This window comes from Marisediminitalea oceani, from assembly GCF_003731635.1.
Classification (GTDB): domain Bacteria; phylum Pseudomonadota; class Gammaproteobacteria; order Enterobacterales; family Alteromonadaceae; genus Alteromonas; species Alteromonas oceani.
Window position 1 is genome coordinate 50,550 of sequence record NZ_RCUA01000010.1, and the last position, 19,934, is coordinate 70,483.

At 49.9% G+C, this 19,934-nt stretch carries 16 protein-coding genes; 10 read left to right on the forward strand and 6 right to left on the reverse strand.

Annotation, left to right across the window (positions count from 1 at the left end; genetic code table 11):
* Nucleotides 1-4 precede the first annotated feature (4 nt).
* From pdxA to D9T21_RS02765, 5 genes are all read left to right on the forward strand, one after another.
* Nucleotides 5-988, forward strand: coding sequence for a 4-hydroxythreonine-4-phosphate dehydrogenase PdxA (gene pdxA, locus D9T21_RS02745; RefSeq protein ID WP_123323611.1), 984 nt, complete (start codon nt 5-7; stop codon nt 986-988).
* A complete protein-coding gene (rsmA, locus tag D9T21_RS02750; RefSeq protein WP_123323612.1) occupies nt 985-1,803 on the forward strand; it encodes a 16S rRNA (adenine(1518)-N(6)/adenine(1519)-N(6))-dimethyltransferase RsmA in 819 nt (272 codons plus the stop codon). The genes pdxA and rsmA overlap by 4 nt, the downstream gene beginning before the upstream one ends.
* Complete coding sequence (gene apaG / locus D9T21_RS02755; RefSeq protein WP_123323613.1) at nt 1,778-2,176, forward strand: Co2+/Mg2+ efflux protein ApaG; 399 nt, start codon at nt 1,778-1,780, stop codon at nt 2,174-2,176. Before rsmA ends, apaG begins: the two co-directional genes overlap by 26 nt.
* Before the next feature lie 9 nt (nt 2,177-2,185).
* Nucleotides 2,186-2,992, forward strand: a complete 807-nt coding sequence (locus tag D9T21_RS02760; protein ID WP_123323614.1) for a symmetrical bis(5'-nucleosyl)-tetraphosphatase — start codon at nt 2,186-2,188, stop codon at nt 2,990-2,992.
* Nucleotides 2,993-3,311: 319 nt separating this feature from the next.
* Complete coding sequence (locus tag D9T21_RS02765; protein ID WP_123323615.1) at nt 3,312-5,336, forward strand: methyl-accepting chemotaxis protein; 2,025 nt, start codon at nt 3,312-3,314, stop codon at nt 5,334-5,336.
* A gap of 1,065 nt (nt 5,337-6,401) precedes the next feature.
* Here D9T21_RS02765 and D9T21_RS02770 read toward each other — a convergent pair.
* Nucleotides 6,402-6,998, reverse strand: coding sequence for a hypothetical protein (locus D9T21_RS02770; protein WP_123323616.1), 597 nt, complete (start codon nt 6,996-6,998; stop codon nt 6,402-6,404).
* A gap of 385 nt (nt 6,999-7,383) precedes the next feature.
* Between D9T21_RS02770 and D9T21_RS02775 the strand changes: the two genes are divergently transcribed.
* Nucleotides 7,384-8,406 (forward strand): hypothetical protein, encoded by a 1,023-nt coding sequence (locus D9T21_RS02775; protein WP_164464553.1) that lies wholly within the window; start codon nt 7,384-7,386, stop codon nt 8,404-8,406.
* A 14-nt stretch (nt 8,407-8,420) separates the two neighbouring features.
* Entirely contained in the window at nt 8,421-9,464 is a 1,044-nt protein-coding gene (locus tag D9T21_RS02780) for a TonB-dependent receptor domain-containing protein (protein ID WP_277423847.1), read from the forward strand.
* A 32-nt stretch (nt 9,465-9,496) separates the two neighbouring features.
* Here D9T21_RS02780 and arfB read toward each other — a convergent pair whose 3' ends face one another.
* Nucleotides 9,497-9,910, reverse strand: a complete 414-nt coding sequence (gene arfB / locus D9T21_RS02785; protein WP_123323637.1) for an alternative ribosome rescue aminoacyl-tRNA hydrolase ArfB — start codon at nt 9,908-9,910, stop codon at nt 9,497-9,499.
* 242 nt (nt 9,911-10,152) lie between these two features.
* Here arfB and D9T21_RS02790 point away from each other — a divergent pair, with 242 nt between their 5' ends.
* Nucleotides 10,153-11,574 (forward strand): bifunctional metallophosphatase/5'-nucleotidase, encoded by a 1,422-nt coding sequence (locus D9T21_RS02790; protein WP_164464555.1) that lies wholly within the window; start codon nt 10,153-10,155, stop codon nt 11,572-11,574.
* 1 nt (nt 11,575) lies between these two features.
* Nucleotides 11,576-13,255, forward strand: coding sequence for a diguanylate cyclase (locus tag D9T21_RS02795; protein WP_164464556.1), 1,680 nt, complete (start codon nt 11,576-11,578; stop codon nt 13,253-13,255).
* Between the two features lie 103 nt (nt 13,256-13,358).
* Here D9T21_RS02795 and lysC read toward each other — a convergent pair whose 3' ends face one another.
* From lysC to D9T21_RS02815, 4 genes are all read right to left on the reverse strand, one after another.
* Nucleotides 13,359-14,708 (reverse strand): lysine-sensitive aspartokinase 3, encoded by a 1,350-nt coding sequence (lysC, locus tag D9T21_RS02800; RefSeq protein WP_123323621.1) that lies wholly within the window; start codon nt 14,706-14,708, stop codon nt 13,359-13,361.
* Between the two features lie 28 nt (nt 14,709-14,736).
* Nucleotides 14,737-15,195: a DUF192 domain-containing protein gene (locus D9T21_RS02805; protein ID WP_123323622.1), complete on the reverse strand. Its 459-nt coding sequence runs from the start codon at nt 15,193-15,195 to the stop codon at nt 14,737-14,739.
* An 85-nt stretch (nt 15,196-15,280) separates the two neighbouring features.
* On the reverse strand, nt 15,281-17,893 hold the full coding sequence (acnB, locus tag D9T21_RS02810) for a bifunctional aconitate hydratase 2/2-methylisocitrate dehydratase (RefSeq protein WP_123323623.1): 2,613 nt from the start codon (nt 17,891-17,893) through the stop codon (nt 15,281-15,283).
* Between the two features lie 209 nt (nt 17,894-18,102).
* The gene (locus D9T21_RS02815) at nt 18,103-19,275 is read right to left on the reverse strand and encodes a PQQ-dependent sugar dehydrogenase (protein ID WP_123323624.1); all 1,173 of its coding nucleotides are present in this window, start codon (nt 19,273-19,275) and stop codon (nt 18,103-18,105) included.
* A 139-nt stretch (nt 19,276-19,414) separates the two neighbouring features.
* Here D9T21_RS02815 and D9T21_RS02820 point away from each other — a divergent pair, with 139 nt between their 5' ends.
* Nucleotides 19,415-19,930: a hypothetical protein gene (locus D9T21_RS02820; RefSeq protein WP_123323625.1), complete on the forward strand. Its 516-nt coding sequence runs from the start codon at nt 19,415-19,417 to the stop codon at nt 19,928-19,930.
* The last annotated feature ends 4 nt before the right edge of the window (nt 19,931-19,934 follow it).

Consider the following 19,934-nt stretch of genomic DNA (forward strand, 5'->3'; position numbering starts at 1 on the left):
GACTATGACACCGCTTAAAATTGCCATAACGCCAGGCGAACCCGCTGGCGTTGGCCCCGATCTGGTTATCGAACTGGCACAACAGGAATGGCCGGCACAATTGGTTATTTTTGCCGACGAAACCATGATGCAGGAACGCGCTGCGGCATTAAACATGCCGCTTAAGCTGATACCATACCCCCATGGCGAAACACGAATTCAGGCGCAGGGAGAACTGTTTATTCAGGCGATTCCTACTGCCGTGCCGGTTGAGCCCGGCGTATTGAGCAGCGATAACGGCCACTACGTGGTAGAAACCCTGCGTCAGGCTTGCCAAGCCAACATCGAAGGCGACTTTGACGCTGTGGTCACCGGGCCGGTAAACAAAGGCATTATCAATAAAGCGGGAATTTCCTTTAGCGGCCACACTGAGTATTTCGCCCACCAGTCTAATACCATTGATGTGGTGATGCTGCTGGCAACCGAAGGTTTGAATGTGGCTCTGGCTACTACCCACATTCCGCTGGAATATGTATCCCGGGCTATCACCCGCGAGCGCCTGCACAAGGTCATTCATATCATTCATACCGATCTGAAGCTTAAATTTAATATCACCAGGCCGCATATCTATGTGTGTGGTCTTAATCCGCATGCCGGTGAAGACGGCCACATTGGCCGCGAAGAAATCGAAACCATTAGCCCTGCACTGGACGAACTGCGCGCTGAAGGTATTCACCTCACCGGGCCCTTGCCTGCTGATACCATTTTCCAGCCTAAATACCTGGAAGATGCCGATGTCGTTTTGGCCATGTATCACGACCAGGGACTTCCCGTGCTAAAATATAAGGGCTTTGGTGCGGCGGTGAATATTACTTTGGGTCTGCCGTTTATTCGCACCTCAGTAGATCATGGTACTGCGCTGGATCTGGCCGCAAAAGGTCAGGCCGACAGCGGCAGTTTTACCAAAGCATTGAACAAAGCAATTGAACTGGCTCATCATCAACAATGAATAAAACCCATTTAGGCCATACCGCCCGTAAGCGGTTTGGCCAGAATTTTTTAAACGACACCTTTGTGATAGAGCAAATTGTCGATGCCATTAATCCGCAGGACGGCGAGAATCTCGTTGAAATTGGCCCTGGTCTGGGCGCGCTTACCGATCCGGTTTGTGAGCGGGTTAGCGCGCTGACGGTGATTGAACTGGACCGGGATCTGGCCAAACGCCTGCGTCATCACCCGTTTCATGGCAGCAAGCTGACCATTGTTGAACAGGACGCCCTGACCGTAGACTTTAACGATTTAGCCAAACCTGATGCGCCTTTGCGGGTCTTTGGTAATCTGCCTTACAACATTTCCACGCCTATCATGTTTCACCTGTTTTCCCACGCAGGGATCATTGGCGACATGCATTTTATGCTGCAAAAGGAAGTGGTTAACCGTTTGGCTGCCAGCCCTGGTAATAAAAATTACGGCCGTTTATCGGTTATGGCGCAGTATTACTGTAAGGTTCAACCGGTACTCAATGTACCGCCAGGTGCCTTTGTGCCGCCACCGAAGGTGGAGTCGGCCGTGGTCCGTCTTTCCCCCCATCAAACCCCGGTGGTGACGGTTAGTGATGTAAAAATGCTTGAACGTGTTTGCACGATGGCGTTTAATCAACGCAGAAAGACCATACGTAATAGTCTGAAAGACTGTATTGACGAAGCACAGTTAGAAGCGCTTGGCCTTGATCCAACCCGACGGGCTGAGACACTGTCGCTCGATGATTTTGCAACCATTGCGAATTGGGTGAGTGAACATGACAGCACCGAAGACCGAACATAATCCGGCCGACCTGGTAACCGTAAGAGTAGTAACGCGGCACTTACCAGAGCATTTGCCCTCAGACAGCGATAAATATGCCTTTGCGTATCAGATTACTGTGATCAATCACAATAGCTTCGCGGTAAAGCTGACTCACCGCTACTGGCTGGTAACTGATGCAAATGGCAAAGAAACCGAAGTCAGCGGCGAAGGTGTGGTAGGTAAACAACCCACCATTGAACCCGGTGACAGCTTTCAATATACCAGTGGCTCCGTAATTGATACGGAGGTAGGCACTATGCAGGGATATTACGATATGAAAACCGCCGACGGCGATGTTTTCAGAGTACCCATAGAGCCGTTCCGCCTCGCGCTACCCAATATCATCAACTAACTTATAGTAATGGCATCATATGTAATTGGCGACATTCAGGGGTGTTACGCCGGGCTTCGCCGTTTGCTCGACAGCGTTAGCTTTGAGCCCGGCCGCGATAGCCTGTATGCCGTGGGCGATCTGATTGCCCGTGGTGAGGACTCACTGAGTACGCTGCGTTATCTGCGTTCATTAGGCAGCAGCTTTTTCAGCGTGCTGGGTAATCACGACCTGCATTTTTTATCGGTGTCGCAAGGAATAAAAAAAGCCAAGCGTAGTGATAACCTTGAGCCTCTGTTGAAAGCTCCGGATATTGAGGAGCTCACCGCCTGGCTAAGGCAGTGGCCGCTGGCAATGGCTCTTGATGAAAAGCATACCATGGTGCATGCCGGTTTATATCCGGGCTGGTCGACAACTCAGTTACTGACGTACAGTCAGGAAATCGCCGAACAACTCAAAAGCGTAAAGTGGTGCCAGCTACTCGAAAACATGTACGGCGATGGCCCGCCGAAGTGGAATGACAAACTCAGCGGTAAACAGCGGCAACGATTTATCATCAATGCCACCACCCGAATGCGCTTTGTCCGCCCCTCACTGGCCCTTAACTTATCGGTAAAATCAGCGCCAAAGGATGCACCTTCTTCACTGCGCCCCTGGTTTGACATCCCCAATCAGCAGTTAAAAGCCGAAGAACGCATTTTATTCGGCCACTGGGCGGCACTGCAGGGCAACACTTCTTCTAACCAGTTTGTAGCTCTCGATACAGGTTACGTCTGGGGCAACACCATGACCCTCTGGCACAAAGAAACCAACGAATGCATTTCGGTATCTGCGTAACCTTGTCTCAACGACTATACTAATGGGCAACCATTGATTAAATAATTTAACTATTGGCAAAACTGTCCGATAAGGAATAGTGAGCTGATACAAAAATCCGCTGAAAAAGTTCTAATACTTTTGTATCAGTTTTAAAAGATTGGTATAACTAATCTTGCGGGGGAACCAGCTCCTCTGCAACAGATTATCCGGTTTATTGCTTGCTTTGAGGGGATGCAACGCTGCAATACTAAAGGAACCGGTTAACACCAGACTCCGAACAGGCACAGTTCATATTTGTTTGGAACGCCAAAACTATAATAATGCTCTGGGAGCTACAATGAATTTAACGGTAAAAGCACGGGTTGTTCTCGGCTTCTTCACGATAAGTGTGCTGCTGCTAATCATCAGCGGAGTGTCTCTGATTAACCTTCGTTCTCTACAAAATGATGTAGGCGAAGTGAACACCGTGGCAGTACCCACAGTTATCGGCAGCAATACGCTTAAAGCCTCATTTTTAAATATGGGCCGTCTGGTTTTCGAAGCTTATGTGTCTGATGAACTGTCTACTGTCAAAGAAAAACAAACACAATTTGAAGAAGCCAGTCAGAATTTTACCAATGCGTACAGCGCACTGGCATCAACGGTAAAAAACGATCCGAAACTTAGCGCTGCTTTGCAAAACGTAAATGGTATCTCGCAGGAATACCTGGCCACAGTTAACGGTTTATATGCCAGCCACAACAGTTATTTGTCCCGCCGTAACGATGTTGAAGACCGCTTAATGGACGTTGAGGATAACGCTGACGACGCCTCCACCTACCTGCTCGATTTCAGCGACTTACGCGAAGTACAAAGCAATGCTAGTCTGCGCCGTGCCTCAGAGCTAGGCGGCGAATTGGAAACCCGCCTGCTTACGCTTATCACGGTAACGTCTGACTACATGAAAACCCAGACACTGGTTCGTGCCGACACCTTGGGTAACGAAGTAAAATTTGCCGTGGATGCCATTCGGGAACAGCTCGATGCCATGCTCAGCGCTGCTAATGGACAGGATTCATCCGGCACGCTGGAAGAAGTGGAGTCGCTGGTTAATGATGCTATCGATGCGGTAACCGGCAGCGATGGCGTGGTGCAATTGCATGTATCGCGCTTGGAACTGCGCAACCAGACTGAGAAGGCCCTTGGCAAATCTGAAGAAATGGCGGCCAACGCGGTAAGCGAGCTCGAACAGCTACTCAATCTGACCAATGCCAAAGTAAAAACGCTGGAAGAACAGGTGACCAGTAACGTAAGTTTTGGCACCACGCTGGTAGTGGTTATCGTTCTGGCCTCACTGATTATTGCCTTCTTTACCGGTTATAAAACCGTTAATGCCATTACCATTCCGCTTAAAAAGGTCAACGACTTACTCAACATCGCCTCTTCCGGCGATCTGACCCATAATCTGGATGACTCCAGTAAAGATGAATTTGGCCAGTTGGCGAAAAACTGTAATAAGTTGATCCTCAGCCTTAAAGAGCTGATCCGCGGTATTAACGTGCGCGCCGAGCAACTCGCTGCGGCTTCAGAGCAAACCTCAGCCGTTACCACGCAAACCACTAAGTCTATCCAGGATCAGAAAGCGCAAATTGGCCTGGTAGCCACGGCAACCACAGAAATGCATTCCACTTCGCAGATGGTCTCGCAAAATGCCGAAGATACGTTGCTTGAAATTCGTAATGCCGACCAGGAATCGAACAAGGTTCGTGACATTTCACTGGAGAACAAGGCCACCATTGAAGTACTTGCCCGCGATGTAGAAGACGCCGCTCAGGTTATTCACAAGCTTCATCAGGACAGCGCCAGCATCGGTAGCATCCTTGATGTTATTCGCGGCATCGCCGATCAAACTAACCTGCTGGCACTGAACGCCGCCATTGAGGCAGCCCGTGCCGGTGAGCAAGGCCGGGGCTTTGCTGTGGTAGCCGACGAAGTTCGTACCCTGGCCAGCCGTACCCAGGAGTCGACTCAGGAAATCAACGCGATGATCGAAGTTCTGCAGGAAGGCGCAGAGAAAGCGGTATCGGTGATGGATCAGGGTAAACAACAAACCGCCAAGTGTGTTGAACAAACCGAACTGGCTACCCAGGCCCTCGACATTATTTCTGAGGCCGTTAAACGGGCTCACGATGTAAGTAGCCAGATTGAGCAATCAGCCCGTGAGCAGAACCTGGTATCACAGGATATTTCTGAGAAGCTGGAAACCATTGTTGGTATCGCAGAAGAGACCACGGTGGGTGCACAACAAACGTCAGAGTCGAGCGAAGAAGTCGCCCGGCTGGCCGAAGAACTGCAAAGCTCAATCCGACAGTTTAAGGTGTAAAAACACTAACGTGTTTTTACATCCCGGAAACGCCAAGGGCGTTATCCGGGATCCCCTGAACCGTCTGATTAACCTAATCAATCTCACGTTTTATACCCCGGAAGCTTCGCAGAAGCTATCCGGGGTCTCAATGTCATCCCGGAATTTTCGCAGAAAATATCCGGGCCCCCCTTTCCTGTTACCGTGGGTCTGAAAAGAGCGACATAAAAAGCGGGACATTTTAAATGAGTCACGCTGCTCAGGAGATACCGGCTCAGAGGCCGGTATGACAGCTTATTTTTGACCGAAATACTTCTCCCTACCACCCCGGAAGCTTCGCAGAAAATATCCGGGACCTCCGTCTTTGTTATCGCAGGCTCAAAAGCTCTTCGAACGATTACGCAACGCTGTAGAAATTGAAATCAATGCCCGCATCAGCATTCTGTCGGGGTGCCGACTACACCCAGAGGGGAGGTGGCTCCCCTCTGGACTCCTGCCAGTTCTTTAATCGCGAAGTTGCATACTGGTGGCGGGCAGGTAAAACCTATCGCCCAGAGCGGGCGTCCTGCCCGCGCTGGCCGGAGCCGACATCCATGACGGCTCTACGCTTTTACTTGATCTGCGCGCCACCAGTATTTCGCGATACAAAGAACCAAATTAAAAGCAGGATGTTTTAAATGAATCATGCTGCTCATGAGATACCGGCTCGGTGGCCGGTATGACAGATTTTTTTGACCAGAATACTTTTCACAGTCATCCCGGAATTTTCGCAGAAAATATCCGGGCCCCCTTCCCTGTTGTCGTGGGTCTGAAACATCAGAATAAAAAACGGGATATTTTAAATGAGTCATGCTGCTCAGGAGATACCGGCTCGGTGGCCGGTATGACAGATTTTTTTGACCGGAATACTTTTCACAGTCATCCCGGAATTTTCGCAGAAAATATCCGGGATCCCCTTCTCTGTTATCGTGGGTCTAAACGTCAAAATAAAAAGCGGGATGTTTTTCATAAGTCACGCAGCTCAGGAGATACCGGCTTGGAGGCCGGTATGACGGTACTTTTTATCGGGGTCTTCTTCCACTTTCTCTATTCTGTACCAAACACTTCAGCAATACTCCCGGCAATATCATGGCCGCCTTTATCACTGTCCCAGGTTACCGATATCACGCACCAACGCCTACCGTCGTTTACCAACTGGAAGGTATTAATACCTTTCGAGTAAGCCGGTTTGTTCGGTGATTCCCGCGATTCGTAGGCACTGATAACCGTTGCCATGTGTCCTACCTGAATGGTTTGATTGTAAGTCTCGGTTTCATAAAACCCCACATCCTTAAACAGTAATTTATTGAGTTCCACAAACTCACTAGCAGTCAGTACTGAAATATCCGGCATCCCCTCGCGATGAAACAACGGTGTGATGGTCGCAGTGGGCGCAAACAGCTCGTGGAGTAACTGCCAGTTACGTTCCTCGCCCGGCGCGCCAGACACCACGTCATATAAAGCCGGTACGATGTTAGGCAAGGTCTCAGCCTCACTTCGAAAAGGGCCACAAAAATGCGGTTCTTCCAGCACCACAGCGGCCTGCACCTCCTGCGGGACAAACAGGTTCAGAATCATCACTAACAGAGCCAGAACAATGGCCAGTTTTGGTGCGCAGAAACAAGGTTTAAAACTAAATAGCATCGTGTAATTTTCCGTGGCTAAATGATGTGAGCTAGCTTACAACCTGACTCAATAGCATGTTGCACCGGGCGTCCAAAACTCTTAACCAATCGTATAATTTACACAAAGTGTGTCTCCACTGAACGTTATTCACAGTAGGCTTATCTTATTAAGCTCGTTTTTCGCCCGATAAATAGCTACCTTTACGCCGCTAATCAGTGCATTGTCGGACACACAAAAAACAATAATAATGCGGTCCGTCCACAGCTATAACCTGCCACCAAGAGCAGAGCTGATCACTGGCTGCGTAGACAAAAATAACTCACGCTCAGCCCGCTCACTGATTAAGTACCTATTGCCTGAAAACGACCGTTATTTTTTGTTGTTCTTCTTTGAAGGGAAATTAATGTCTAGTGATACCCGAAAAGGTCATAGGGGCCTTAAGGCAGTCGGTACACCGTTTAAATTATCGTTACTCTCTGTCATTCTGACTACGTTGTCGGTTACCGGCACCACATCTGCACAAACCACAGCTTCGCCCGTGGCAAGACCCTCTGATGATGCGACCAATCAAAGCGCCAGGGAGCGCGATAGGATCTTGCTCAAGCGTAATCCCATTGCTTCTGAATATCAGGGTAACGATACCCCCGGGCGCTTTTTCAGCGCGGTGACCGATGCCGAAGGCGTGGACTTTCGAGGTCAGTTTCGTTTATCAAAAGGCAGGGCCACCGCCCATGATGCAGAGCTTGAAGCCAATGTAAGTTATCAGGACGTGGCCCGCGAATATACCCCTGGTGGTAGTATTAAGCTGGCCAAAAGTTTTGACCGCTGGCGCTTACAGTTTAACGCCCAGAGAAACAGCCTGGAGCGAATAGTCGATTTTTATGAGGCACGCTGGCTATCCATTGATGCCCCGGAGGCACCTGAACAACAGGCTTTATTGCTGGGTTTCCCCCGCTACAGCCAGGACCAGTTTGATACCACCAGCACCAATATGCAGTGGCGCGCTGACTACGTACTTTCTGAACACACTTATTTTACCTACGAAGGCATGTCGACCAACTACGACGATATCGCCACTCGTAACCGGCTGGAATACCAAATTGGCGCCGGAACCATTGATAGCGCCGAACTCAGTGATGACGGCTCCACCTTAAGCGATGTCAGCGTGTCCGACTCGCGTATTCGCCGTTACTTTCACAGAATGGAAACCGCCAGGGATATTCATCGCCATCGCCTCGGCGTCAATTACGAAACCGACACCAGCGCGTTTGAAGCTGGCGTCTACTTTAGCCGTTGGGTCAACGAGCGACTCTGGCTGCCCTGGAATTTTGTCGATCAGGGTCTGACAGCTAACTACTCTATTGACAGCCCTTACCTGCCGCTAATCCGGAGCAATTTAATTTTAACCCGGCTCAATCCTTTTTAGAGTCTATCCAGGATATCTATACCAGCGAAGAAACGGTGAGCTCAGCTTACATTGATGCATATCAGCAACGGGCATCCTGGTTCTGGCGTCTTGGCCTGCGTTATGAGAAAACCGAAACCAGCACTCGTGGTGCAGTGAGCGGGCCCACCGAAGCCGGTATTGCAAACCTTGGCGATCAGATCACCAGTGTGGACGTGGCCGGTCTGACTATCGAAGAAAACTTCAGCCACTTTGATGCGGCATTTGTGGAAGGCGGTAACAGCTATCAGCATCTGCTGCCATCTCTGGAATTACGCTACCAGTTATCCGCCTCCACCCGTTTAAAGTTTAATTATTTTGAGCAGCTAATGCGCCCGCAGTATTTTGATACGGTGCGTTACCGCCGCATTAATCCTCCCACCCGCACCATTACGGAAGGCTCACCGGACCTTGAGGCCACCACCATTGTTAACTGGTTTGCCGGGCTCGAATATACTCACACCCGGGTAGGAAAACTCTATGCCGGGGTGTACTACAACGATATCGCGGACTTCTTCTATGATTCCAGGGTTACAGAAGAACTCGACGGCATTGTGTACGATGTAACCCGGGTGGAAAATGGCAAGGACGGCTTTATCCGCGGTGTGCAAACCTACTGGTCACAGCAGTTTACCGATACCGGGCTGGCTCTGATTGATATCAAAGCCTCTTACACCTACTCAGATACTCAAGCCAATCTGGCCGACCGCGCTATTGCCATGCCGGAGCGGGCTGAGCATCGCCTGATGCTTAACCTGTTGGTTAAGAATAATCAGTGGCAATATACCACTAATCTGGCCTGGCAAAGTGAGGCGCTGGATGATGTAGGCGCCGATGCCCAACAGGACACCATCAGAGAGAAAGTCCTTTCGTGGAACCAGTCTTTCAGCTGGCGCTTCAGTGAGCACCTGAGCACAAAATTCAGCCTGAATAATATTCTTAACTACCCGGACCGTTCTTATCTCAGCGAGCAAAAGCGGGTTATTAATAATCTGTACAGCGGTACCACAGCCAAATTGAGCTTACGCTACACCTTTTAGAGCGCCATCAGATTGTTCGACTGGCCGAGGGATCACCAGCGAACTTTCTGACGCTGTTGTTTACGTTGACTATTGGCCTGCTTGGCATCTTTGCGGCGGGCCTTCACGGCTCTGCTGACCCGGGTGGGACGGCGCTTTTTCTGCACTTTGGTGTTTTCCTTAATCCACTCCACTAAACGGGCAATGGCGTCCTCGCGATTCTGCTCCTGGGTCCTGAATTGTTGCGCCTTTATAATCATTACGCCGTCGGAGTTTACCCGACTATCATTACAGTTGAGCAGCTTCTCCTTAATGGGATCAGGTAAGGATGAGTTGTGGATATCAAAGCGTAAATGAATAGCACTGCTCACCTTATTTACGTTCTGCCCGCCACTGCCTTGGGCACGAATGGCCTGCAGCTCTATTTCGCTTTCGGCAACAGCCAGTGTCGACGAGATCTCAATCATATTGCTCATATATCCATCAACTGTGATTAATCCATACCGAATAGTACCGCGAACGCATTATTTTTTATACCTTATGGCTTTTTAGCTACCCCGCATAAAAATATCAGTGTTACGATAGAAAGCGGTTAAGAAGTCTCCAAAGAGGTCCGCTCCAGGTGTTTCGCTGCTATACCCTTGTTCTCGGTTTGATGTGTGTAAGCTCACTGTTTATAGCTACTGCGTGTCAGTCTAAACAGCTTACCGTGCTCTATGCAGCTGAACTGCCTCTTATCATTAATCCGCCGCATGGCAGCTACGCCAATTTAGCTACTCTGGTTAAGCAAACCAGAGACACTCAACAACCCAGTCTGTTCTTATTTGGCGGCGGTAGCCTGGCCCCCAGCATGCTTTCATCCTTCGACCGTGGTGCGCATATTATCGATATCCTCAACACTATCGAACCGGATGCCATGGGCGTAGCCAAGCGAGAGTTCAGTTACTTTGAGGATGAGCTGTCGTTACGCGCCTATGAGGCTGCTTTCCCGTTAGTATTGAGCAACGTGACCGATCCACTCACCCGGCGGGAACTCGAAGGTACCTGGCAGGATATCATTCTTGAAAGAGGGGGTGTCAGGGTTGGCATTCTTACGGTGATAGCGAGCGCTTCCTCAGAAGAGTACTTAATGCACCGGCTGCAGATTAACTCACCCTACGACACCATAGTCAGCCGTGCCAACGCGCTCAGGGAACGCGGCGCAGAATTAGTTGTGCTGATGGTTTCAGACGAATTACCTTTTATTAATAAGCTATTGAGTCAATCGCAAGTCGATCTGGTGTTACGCAGCGATCCTTACTATGTTGAGCCGGTGGCGCCTGATGAAAAGCCGCGGCCAAACTATGTCATCGTCACCAGCGAAGCCGCCGCCGCGAAAGTGAGCATTGAGTGGCCACAAGGCAATCCTGCCGAGGCTCAGTACGAAGTGGTACAACTGCCCCTTAGCGACTACCCGAAAGATCCGGTGATTGCCGAACAGGTAGCCAGCTATGATAACCGGATTACCGCACTGCTTAGTGAACAGGTAGCCCGTCTTACCAGCGAAATGGATACTACGCGAAATGCCGTACGTACCCGTGAGAATGGCTTTGGAAACCTGGTGAGCGATGCCTTAAAAGAAGCCAGTCACACCGACGTGGCAATCATCAACGGCGGCGCTATCCGAGGTGAGCGCAGTTATCGTGAGGGGCACCTGTTAACCCGTAAAGATATTACCAGCGAACTGCCGTTTCGAAATCATATCCGGGTACTGAGGATCACCGGAGCTGATTTAAAGTCAGCACTGGAAAACGGTGTGAGCAGGGTTGAAGACGCCTCAGGCCGTTTCCCACATGTTTCTGGTATGCAGTTCAAAGTGCAGCTTTCTGCTGCGCCGGGGAATCGAGTGAAAGAGCTCACTATTAACGGCACGCCTATGGAACCGGGCCGTATCTATTCGCTTGCCACTTCCGATTATCTGGCAAATGGCGGTGACGGATATGACAGCCTCAAACGCGGAACTGAAGTTCCCTTTAGCCAGCAGGTTACCCCACTGATTGCCGACATCGTAATCAGTGTTCTACGACGTCAGTCTACTCTGTCTGCCACTGCAACAGGCAGAGTCAGCTTTGTAAATGGCAAGGACAGCTGAGATGAACAGTCAGCAAGGGCGGCAGACTGCCAGCAAACGTCTTAAGTTCAGGGGATTATACTCGCTATCGGGGATCATTAATTTGAGTCTGGTGACGCTGATCATCGCGGTAATGATCCTGGCATATACCACCTATTCCAAACTGTCATCATTCGAACAGTCCTTAAATTCAATGATGGATAAATCGCTGCCCAGTGTTATTCAGTCGGGCAAACTGTATTCGCAAATGAACCTGTTGCTGAGTGGCACAGAGCAGTTATCCATGGCCAACTCAGAAGCCATGCGCAGGATAGCTACCAATGCCATCACCCGTCAGTTGCAAGGCCTGCACAAACTGTCGCTGGAAAATGAGCAAACCTACCACATTACGTCTCAGCTGAGTTCGGTAGAACGGGAACTGGATGAACTCAATGGGTTAGTAGAGCAACGTATCGCTATCAATAGCAGAATCGATCGATTAACTGCACAACTCTTCGATCTGCAAGGCCAGATCAATACCGATCTGACTACCAACAGCACAACCACCGCCAGCACGTCCTGGTCATTATTATTCTCACGTATCATGCTGCTCTCAGCGGAGCTCACCAGCCTCGACCAGCTAAGCGAGATACGGCAGCGTCAGAGTAATCTGGATACCCTGTTTATTTCATTGTCTGAACTTGCCGATACGCTGCCGGCAGACCAACAACAAAGTGCACAGCTGGCCATTGCGGCCTTATCCGAAACCGTGTTACATCCCAATTCCGGCTTAATTGCGCTGCGTCAGTTGCAGTTAAAGATCCTCGGCCGGGTGCAAGGCAGAAGTAACTTTGTACGTAACCTGATTGCCGACTACGCCCGTTTAAATGAATTTGAATCTCATCAGCTAAATCAGGCTGTACTGGGCCGGGCGGCGAAAACCTCCCGACTAGTTGAGCAACAGGTAAAACAGGCCAGCCTGCTGTTTATTATTGTCCTGTTCGCTTATATTGGATTTGCCGTGTTTATCCAGCGGGTAGTAGTTAACCGGTTAAAAACCCTTAACAAACAGGTCCAGCAACGGTCCACCGGCGAGGGCCACCTCATCACCGTGAGCGGCAGGGACGAAATTACCGAGCTGGCACAGAGTTTTGAACGGTTTGCCACCACTATCGAATTACAAAAGAATACTCTGGAAGAAATGAGTCTGCGCGATGCACTCACCGGTATAGCTAACCGCCGCGCTTTTGACGACTACTATTCCCAGGCACTCAATGTGGCTAACCGACAGCGCTGGCCACTGACCGTATTACTAATTGATGTGGACTATTTTAAACAATATAACGATAACTATGGTCACAGTCAGGGCGACATTTGTTTAAAGCAAGTGGCCTCATTAGTTAAGCAACAGATGCCCCGTAAAACCGATATTTTAGCCCGCTACGGCGGCGAAGAATTTGCCGTACTGTTACCCGATACCAACGAACAAGGGGCGATAACGGTAGCCCGGAATATTCTGGATGCGTTTAAAAATGCGCAAATTCCCCACGACTTTAGCGGCGTTGCCGACCATGTCACCGTGAGCATTGGTATTTCTGTTGGTCAGCAACAGGATGGCAGGATCACGCTCCCCTCTGTAGAAGCTGCCGACAAAGCCCTCTACAAAGCTAAGCGAACGGGCCGTAATCGCTGGGTGAATGATGCAGATGACGACGAGCAATAATGAAATCAAGGGGTCAGAGTCAGTTAATTGCTAACAGATTAATTAACTGACTCTGACCCCTTGATTTGCTGACCCCTTTATTTGGGTTTAGTCTGCTTGAATCTTATTCAAATAGCTCTTTATGCAGCACCGTAACAATCTCTGTGCTGTCGCCTTCATTGACCAGAAATGAGATATTGTGCGGGTTAGCACCAAAACAAATCATCCGCAGGTTGTAGTCAGATACGGCCGCAAAAATCCGGCTCGATACGCCTTTACTGGTTTGCATGTGATTACCCACTACAGTAACCAAATCAAAACCGTGCTCTACGGTAACGTCACAGATGGTTTCGAGCTCAGCTATGGTTTCACGATTTAGTCGCTGCGCCACTGAGTTAGCCGGGTTGTCCAGGGTAAAAGATACCGAGATCTCAGAAGTAGTTACCAGATCCACACTCAGCTTGTGCTTGGCAATAATCGCAAACACCTGCTGCAGGAATCCCTGCGCATACATCATCTTAGGCGTTTTTACCGTTACCATCACCTGCTCTTTACGGCGGGTCAGGGCCCGGAATGGCGGCTCATTTTCGCAGTCTTTGACAATCCAGGTGCCGCCTTTTTCAGGCTCTTTGCTCGATCCTACAAACACCTTAATGTCTTTACGAACCGCTGGTTCCATAGTGGCCGGGTGTAATACTTTCGCCCCGAAGGTCGCCATTTCCGCGGCTTCCTCAAAACTCAGTTCCGGTAACGGATGCGCCGCAGCGGTAATGCGTGGGTCGGTAGTGTAAACACCGGTTACGTCGGTCCAGATTTCGCAAACTTCTGCGCCAATGGCTTCGGCTAACAGAGCTGCGGTAAAGTCTGAGCCACCGCGCCCCAGAGTAGTGGTGCGACCTTCTTCATCGGCGCCCACAAAGCCCTGAGTCACCACGATAGCGTTTTCAATCTCTGGCTTTAATAATGCCTGGGCATTTTCAGCAATCATATCCAACTGCGGGGCTGCCGCGCCAAACTCACTGTCTGTGCGCAGTACCTTGCGCACGTCAAAGTTCATTGTAGCCACATCCTGTTCCGCCAGCACAGCACTGAACATCAGGGAAGACATACGCTCCCCCATCGAGAGCAGGTTATCTTTCAGATCGTTGCGATGCAGAATTTCTTCGTGGAATGCGAGCTTCTTAACTTCATCCAACAAGTCGTCGAGCTTTGCCGCAACACTATCTTTGGCTTTTAATTCGTTAAGGATTTTAAACTCAATATCAGTAATCGCCTGACAGACTTCGCCGATTTGTTCCTGGGTCATGGCTTTATGCGCCAGGTCGACAAGGTGGTTGGTAATGCCGGCTGCGGCGCTTACCACAACAATACGAGTGCCTGGGTTGCCTGCAACAATGCGGGCACAGTTTTGCATAGCAGCATAATTGGCAACACTGGTGCCGCCAAATTTTGCAATGGTTAACGGGTTACTCACGGTGTTCTCCGTTTGTACGCTGTTTTAATCAGCGTGATGGATTGACAATCAGTTGGTCGCCTACATGGATATCATGCTTAGCAAACCAGCCCTGGTTCATTTCTAGCGCGTATTTCACCACTTTTGAGGCACCTACAGAGGTTAAGTCCTGTGGTTGCAGTGGTTTTATATCAGTAATAACGCCGTTTCTGTCGATAAATGCCACATCCAGTGGAATAAAGGTATTCTTCATCCACATGCTTGCTTGTTTTTCGGGATCGAACTCAAACAACATGCCGCAACTTGCGCACAATGTCTTACGAAACATCAGGCCCTGAGCCCGTTGTTCGAAGGTTTGGGCAAACTCTACCTGCAGTGCAATGTCGTTAATTTCAATTCGCGCGGATTCAAAATCAACAGCGTTTACATTACAGGCACTCAGCAGCAAGCCAGCTATCAGGAGGCCTGACGCTATCAGATTTGACCTTATTATAGTGCGCGATCCCATTTATATTCCTTGTTATTTACCTTAAATAAAGACATAAAAAAAGCCGGGCCCTTACGGTGCCCGGCTTTCTAGTTTATATGCTAAGTCAGGCAACATTCAACGTTGGAATGATCTTAGCCTTAGCCTCTTCTTCTGCCTTCTTAAAGCTTTCCATCTTATCGAAGTTCAGATAGCGGTATACGTCAGCTGACATAGAGTCAATCTTACCAGCGTATTCCATGTACTCCGCCGCAGTTGGCAGACGACCAACAATTGCACCAACCGCTGCAAGCTCTGCAGACGTCAGATATACATTCGCGCCATCACCTAAACGGTTAGGGAAGTTACGGGTTGAGGTAGACAGAACTGTTGCACCAGCATCAACACGTGCCTGATTACCCATACACAGTGAACAGCCTGGCATTTCTGTACGTACACCTACGCGACCGTAGATGTTGTAGTAACCTTCTTCCATCAGCTGTGCTTTATCCATCTTCGTTGGTGGAGAAATCCACAGACGGGTTGGCAGCGTCTTACCGTAGTTATCCAGCAGTTTACCTGCTGCACGGAAGTGACCGATGTTAGTCATACAAGAACCGATGAATACTTCATCAACCTTGTCACCCGCTACGTCAGATAATGTTTTAGCATCATCCGGGTCGTTCGGGCAGCATACGATTGGCTCTTTGATTTCTGACAGGTCGATTTCGATAACTTCTGCATACTCTGCATCAGCATCGGCACGCATCAGTGAAGGATTAGCTAACCACTCTTCCATTTTCTGAGCACGACGCTCAAGGGTACGCGGATCGCCGTAACCTTCGTTGATCATCCAGCGCAGCATGGTGATGTTAGAACGCAGGTACTCAGCGATAGACTCTTCAGACAGGTTAATAGTACAACCCGCAGCAGAACGCTCCGCAGAGGCATCAGACAGTTCGAACGCTTGCTCAACCGTTAAGTCTTCCAGACCTTCAATCTCAAGGATGCGACCAGAGAATGCGTTGATCTTACCTTTCTTCTCAACCGTCAGCAGGCCTTGCTTGATACCGTATAAAGGAATCGCGTGTACCAGGTCACGTAAAGTGATACCAGGCTGACGCTCACCTTTAAAGCGAACCAGGATTGATTCAGGCATATCCAGAGGCATTACACCGGTGGCCGCAGCAAAAGCAACCAGACCAGAACCGGCCGGGAATGAAATACCCAGCGGGAAGCGGGTGTGCGAGTCACCACCAGTGCCTACTGTATCAGGCAGCAACATACGGTTTAACCAGCTGTGGATAATACCGTCACCAGGACGCAGAGAAACACCACCACGGTTCATGATGAAGTCTGGCAGGGTGTGCTGGGTATCGATATCTACCGGCTTAGGATAAGCGGCTGTGTGACAGAAAGACTGCATGGTCAGGTCAGCAGTAAAGCCAAGACACGCCAGGTCTTTCAGTTCGTCACGGGTCATAGGGCCAGTGGTATCCTGGGAACCCACGGTAGTCATTTTAGGCTCGCAGTAAGTGCCAGGACGGATACCTTCAACACCACAGGCTTTACCTACCATTTTCTGAGCCAGCGAGAAGCCTTTGCCAGAATCTACTGGTTGTTCAGGCTTACGGAACAGATCAGACGGACCTAAGCCTAACGCTTCGCGGGCTTTTTCAGTCAGGCCACGACCGATGATCAGGTTGATACGACCACCAGCACGTACTTCGTCCAGGATTACTTTAGACTTGTAACTGTACTCGGCCAGTACTTCGCCAGTTTCACTGTTAGTGATTTTGCCTTCAAACGGATAGATGTCGATAACATCACCCATGTTCATTTTTTCTACGTCAGCTTCAAATACTAACGCACCTGCATCTTCCATGGTGTTAAAGAAGATTGGCGCTACTTTAGAACCAATACATACACCGCCGCCGCGCTTGTTAGGCACGCCTGGCAGGTCTTCACCGAAGAACCATAAAACAGAGTTAGTTGCAGACTTACGAGAAGAACCGGTACCAACTACGTCACCCACGAAAGCAACCGGATGGCCTTTAGCCTTCACTTCTTCGATTTGCTTCATCGGGCCTTTAACGCCGTGCTCTTCCGGCTCAAGACCGTCACGGGTCATTTTGTAAGCCGCTAGTGCGTGCAGAGGGATATCAGGGCGTGACCATGCATCTGGTGCAGGTGATAAGTCATCGGTGTTAGTTTCACCGGTTACTTTAAATACTGAGTAAGTCATTTTCTCAGGCATTTGCGGACGAGAAGTAAACCACTCACCTTCGGCCCATGACTTGATGATGTCAGTAGCGAATTCGTTGCCTGCTTTGTGTTTTTCTTCTACGTCGTGGAACGCATCAAACATCAGCAGTGTGTGCTTCAGTTCTTTTGCTGCCAGTGGCGCAAGTGCTGCATCGTCCAGTAACTCTACTAAGGTGGCGATGTTGTAACCACCGTGCATGTTACCCAGTAACTCAACCGCTTTCTCTTTGCTGATCAGGTCGCAGCTTACTTCGCCTTTTACAATGGCACTTAAGAAACCAGCTTTTACGTAAGCGGCTTCGTCAACACCAGGAGGTACACGCTCAGAGATTAGTTCCAGCAGAACCTCTTCCTCGCCTGCAGGTGGATTTTTCAGTAATTCTACTAATCCGGCCACTTGTTCCGCGTTTAACGGTTTTGGTGGGATTCCTTCAGCAGCACGCTCTTCTACGTGTTTGCGATATTCTTCTAACACGATGTTTTCCTCATGGTTATTCCTGCCAATTCGAACGGTCCCGGAGCAGGAAGTGACTATTTAAACGCCGGAATTATAACGGCATATATAACGAATTTGAATTTTTATGCAGTTTCGCAGACTTATAGCCGCTATTCAGCGAGACTATTGTTGTAACCACCGGGGTAACAACCGCATTTCTGGTAGCCTCTACGGGGATTCAGCCTGAGTTAGCGCAAACTGTGTTCCGGTACGTTTTCGGCCCGCAGTGGGGAAAAACGCATTAACCGGCCGCGCTCGCCGTCCGTCAGTACGTATACCGATCCGTCACGACCTACTATCACATCCCGTAAACGCTCATTTATAGTAGCAAAGATTTGCATTGTCGACATGGGATTTTGGTCTAATGCTACTGCATATAACGCCTGATCTTTCAGGCTGCTAACCAGCAGGTGGTTAGCCAGCTCAGGAAAAGCAGAATCCTGATAAACCACTACTGAGGAAGGGGCTATGGATGGTGTCCAGTTTAACACCGGATCCACCATGCCATCATAATGAGTGAACGGCGATATTTTTGCGCCAGAGTAGTCCATGCCCAGTGTTACCACGGGCCAGCCGTAGTTGTTGCCAGCTTCCAGAACATTGATTTCGTCGCCACCATCCGGGCCGTGTTCATTAAGCCATATCGTGCCGGATTCCGGATCCTGAACCAGTCCCTGCGGATTACGATGGCCAAGGGTGTAAATATAGCTCTGCGGAGCATCGGGCGTGGTATAAAACGGATTATCCGATGGCGCGCTGCCGTCTTCGTTAAAGCGCAGTACTTTACCCAGCATACTGCCTTTTTGTTGCGCCTGCTCCCGATAGTCAAAACCATCACCGCTGGTCATCAACCAGGTACCGTCGGCCAGTTTTAGCAGTCGCCCGCCAAAATGTACCGGCGTATCCTTAGCTGTTTTAACCGTAAACAGACGCTGCACTTCAGGCTTGTCGCCCACCAGCTTGGCGGTGCCGAATGCGAGGTAGTTCTCGCTGTCATCGCCCACCGCAAAACTCAGATAAACCCGCCGGCTTTCGGTAAAGTCATCGGCCAGCACAATGTCCAGCAAGCCGCCCTGCCCGGCCACATAGAGCTGATCAATTTGCAGGGGGATCTCAAGGCGTTGGCCGGCGTTGGTATATTCAATGATAGTGCCGCCGCGTTCCGTGATCAGCCAGCCGCCGAGCGGATTTTCGGCAGCCGCCCAGGGCGAGGCGAGGTAGCCTGCAATCTGGGTTTGATGGAAATTTCCGGTTAACGGTGGCGGGTCATCGGCCTGCGCAGAAAAAGCCCCGAACAGGCTTACTATCCCCGCCAGAAGGGGCATCAACTTTTGACTACGCTGATGTAACGCTTTGCACATATCGATTAGACTATCAACAACTTGTACTTGTCAGCTTAGCATGAAATTATACGATTTGTGTTGCGCTTTATTGTAAGCAGTGTTGTCATCGGTGCAAGATAAGTACAAATCAAGCCTGTTGTGAGAGAGTAGTTCTGTAATGTCTGAAAAAGTCGTCGTTTACGAAGTTCAGTCCGACATCAGCCCGGTTACCAAAGCTGGCGCGTTGTTGGTGAGCTGGTTGTTGACCTACACCATTGCCAGTGTGTCTCAGTCACAATTCGTGCTGGCGAATCTGGAGTCACTCGGCGTTATCATTACTGGTAATCAATGGCTTGAACATACCGTACTGGACTGGTGGGGTTTGCTCCCCAAATATGGCTCGGCAGTGTTTGCTGCGCTATGTATTGCGTTATATGTGAGTGGCCGTGCCGGGCGCATGCTTAAACTACGCAGTAACTGGCTACACCCGGTGGCTGGCGGCCTGGCTATGGCGCTGATGTTAATGCTGATGCAACCACTGCTGGACATTACCCTTATCGCCGGAACACGCTCGTTTGAGGGCCAGCTCTGGCAGGTAATCGCCGGCATAACCGGCGGTTTAACCTATAAGTTTTTACGCCAGGACGTGGCGCGCTGGATCATCCAGCGGCCGCGCCAGAATGCGCTGCTGTAGCCGC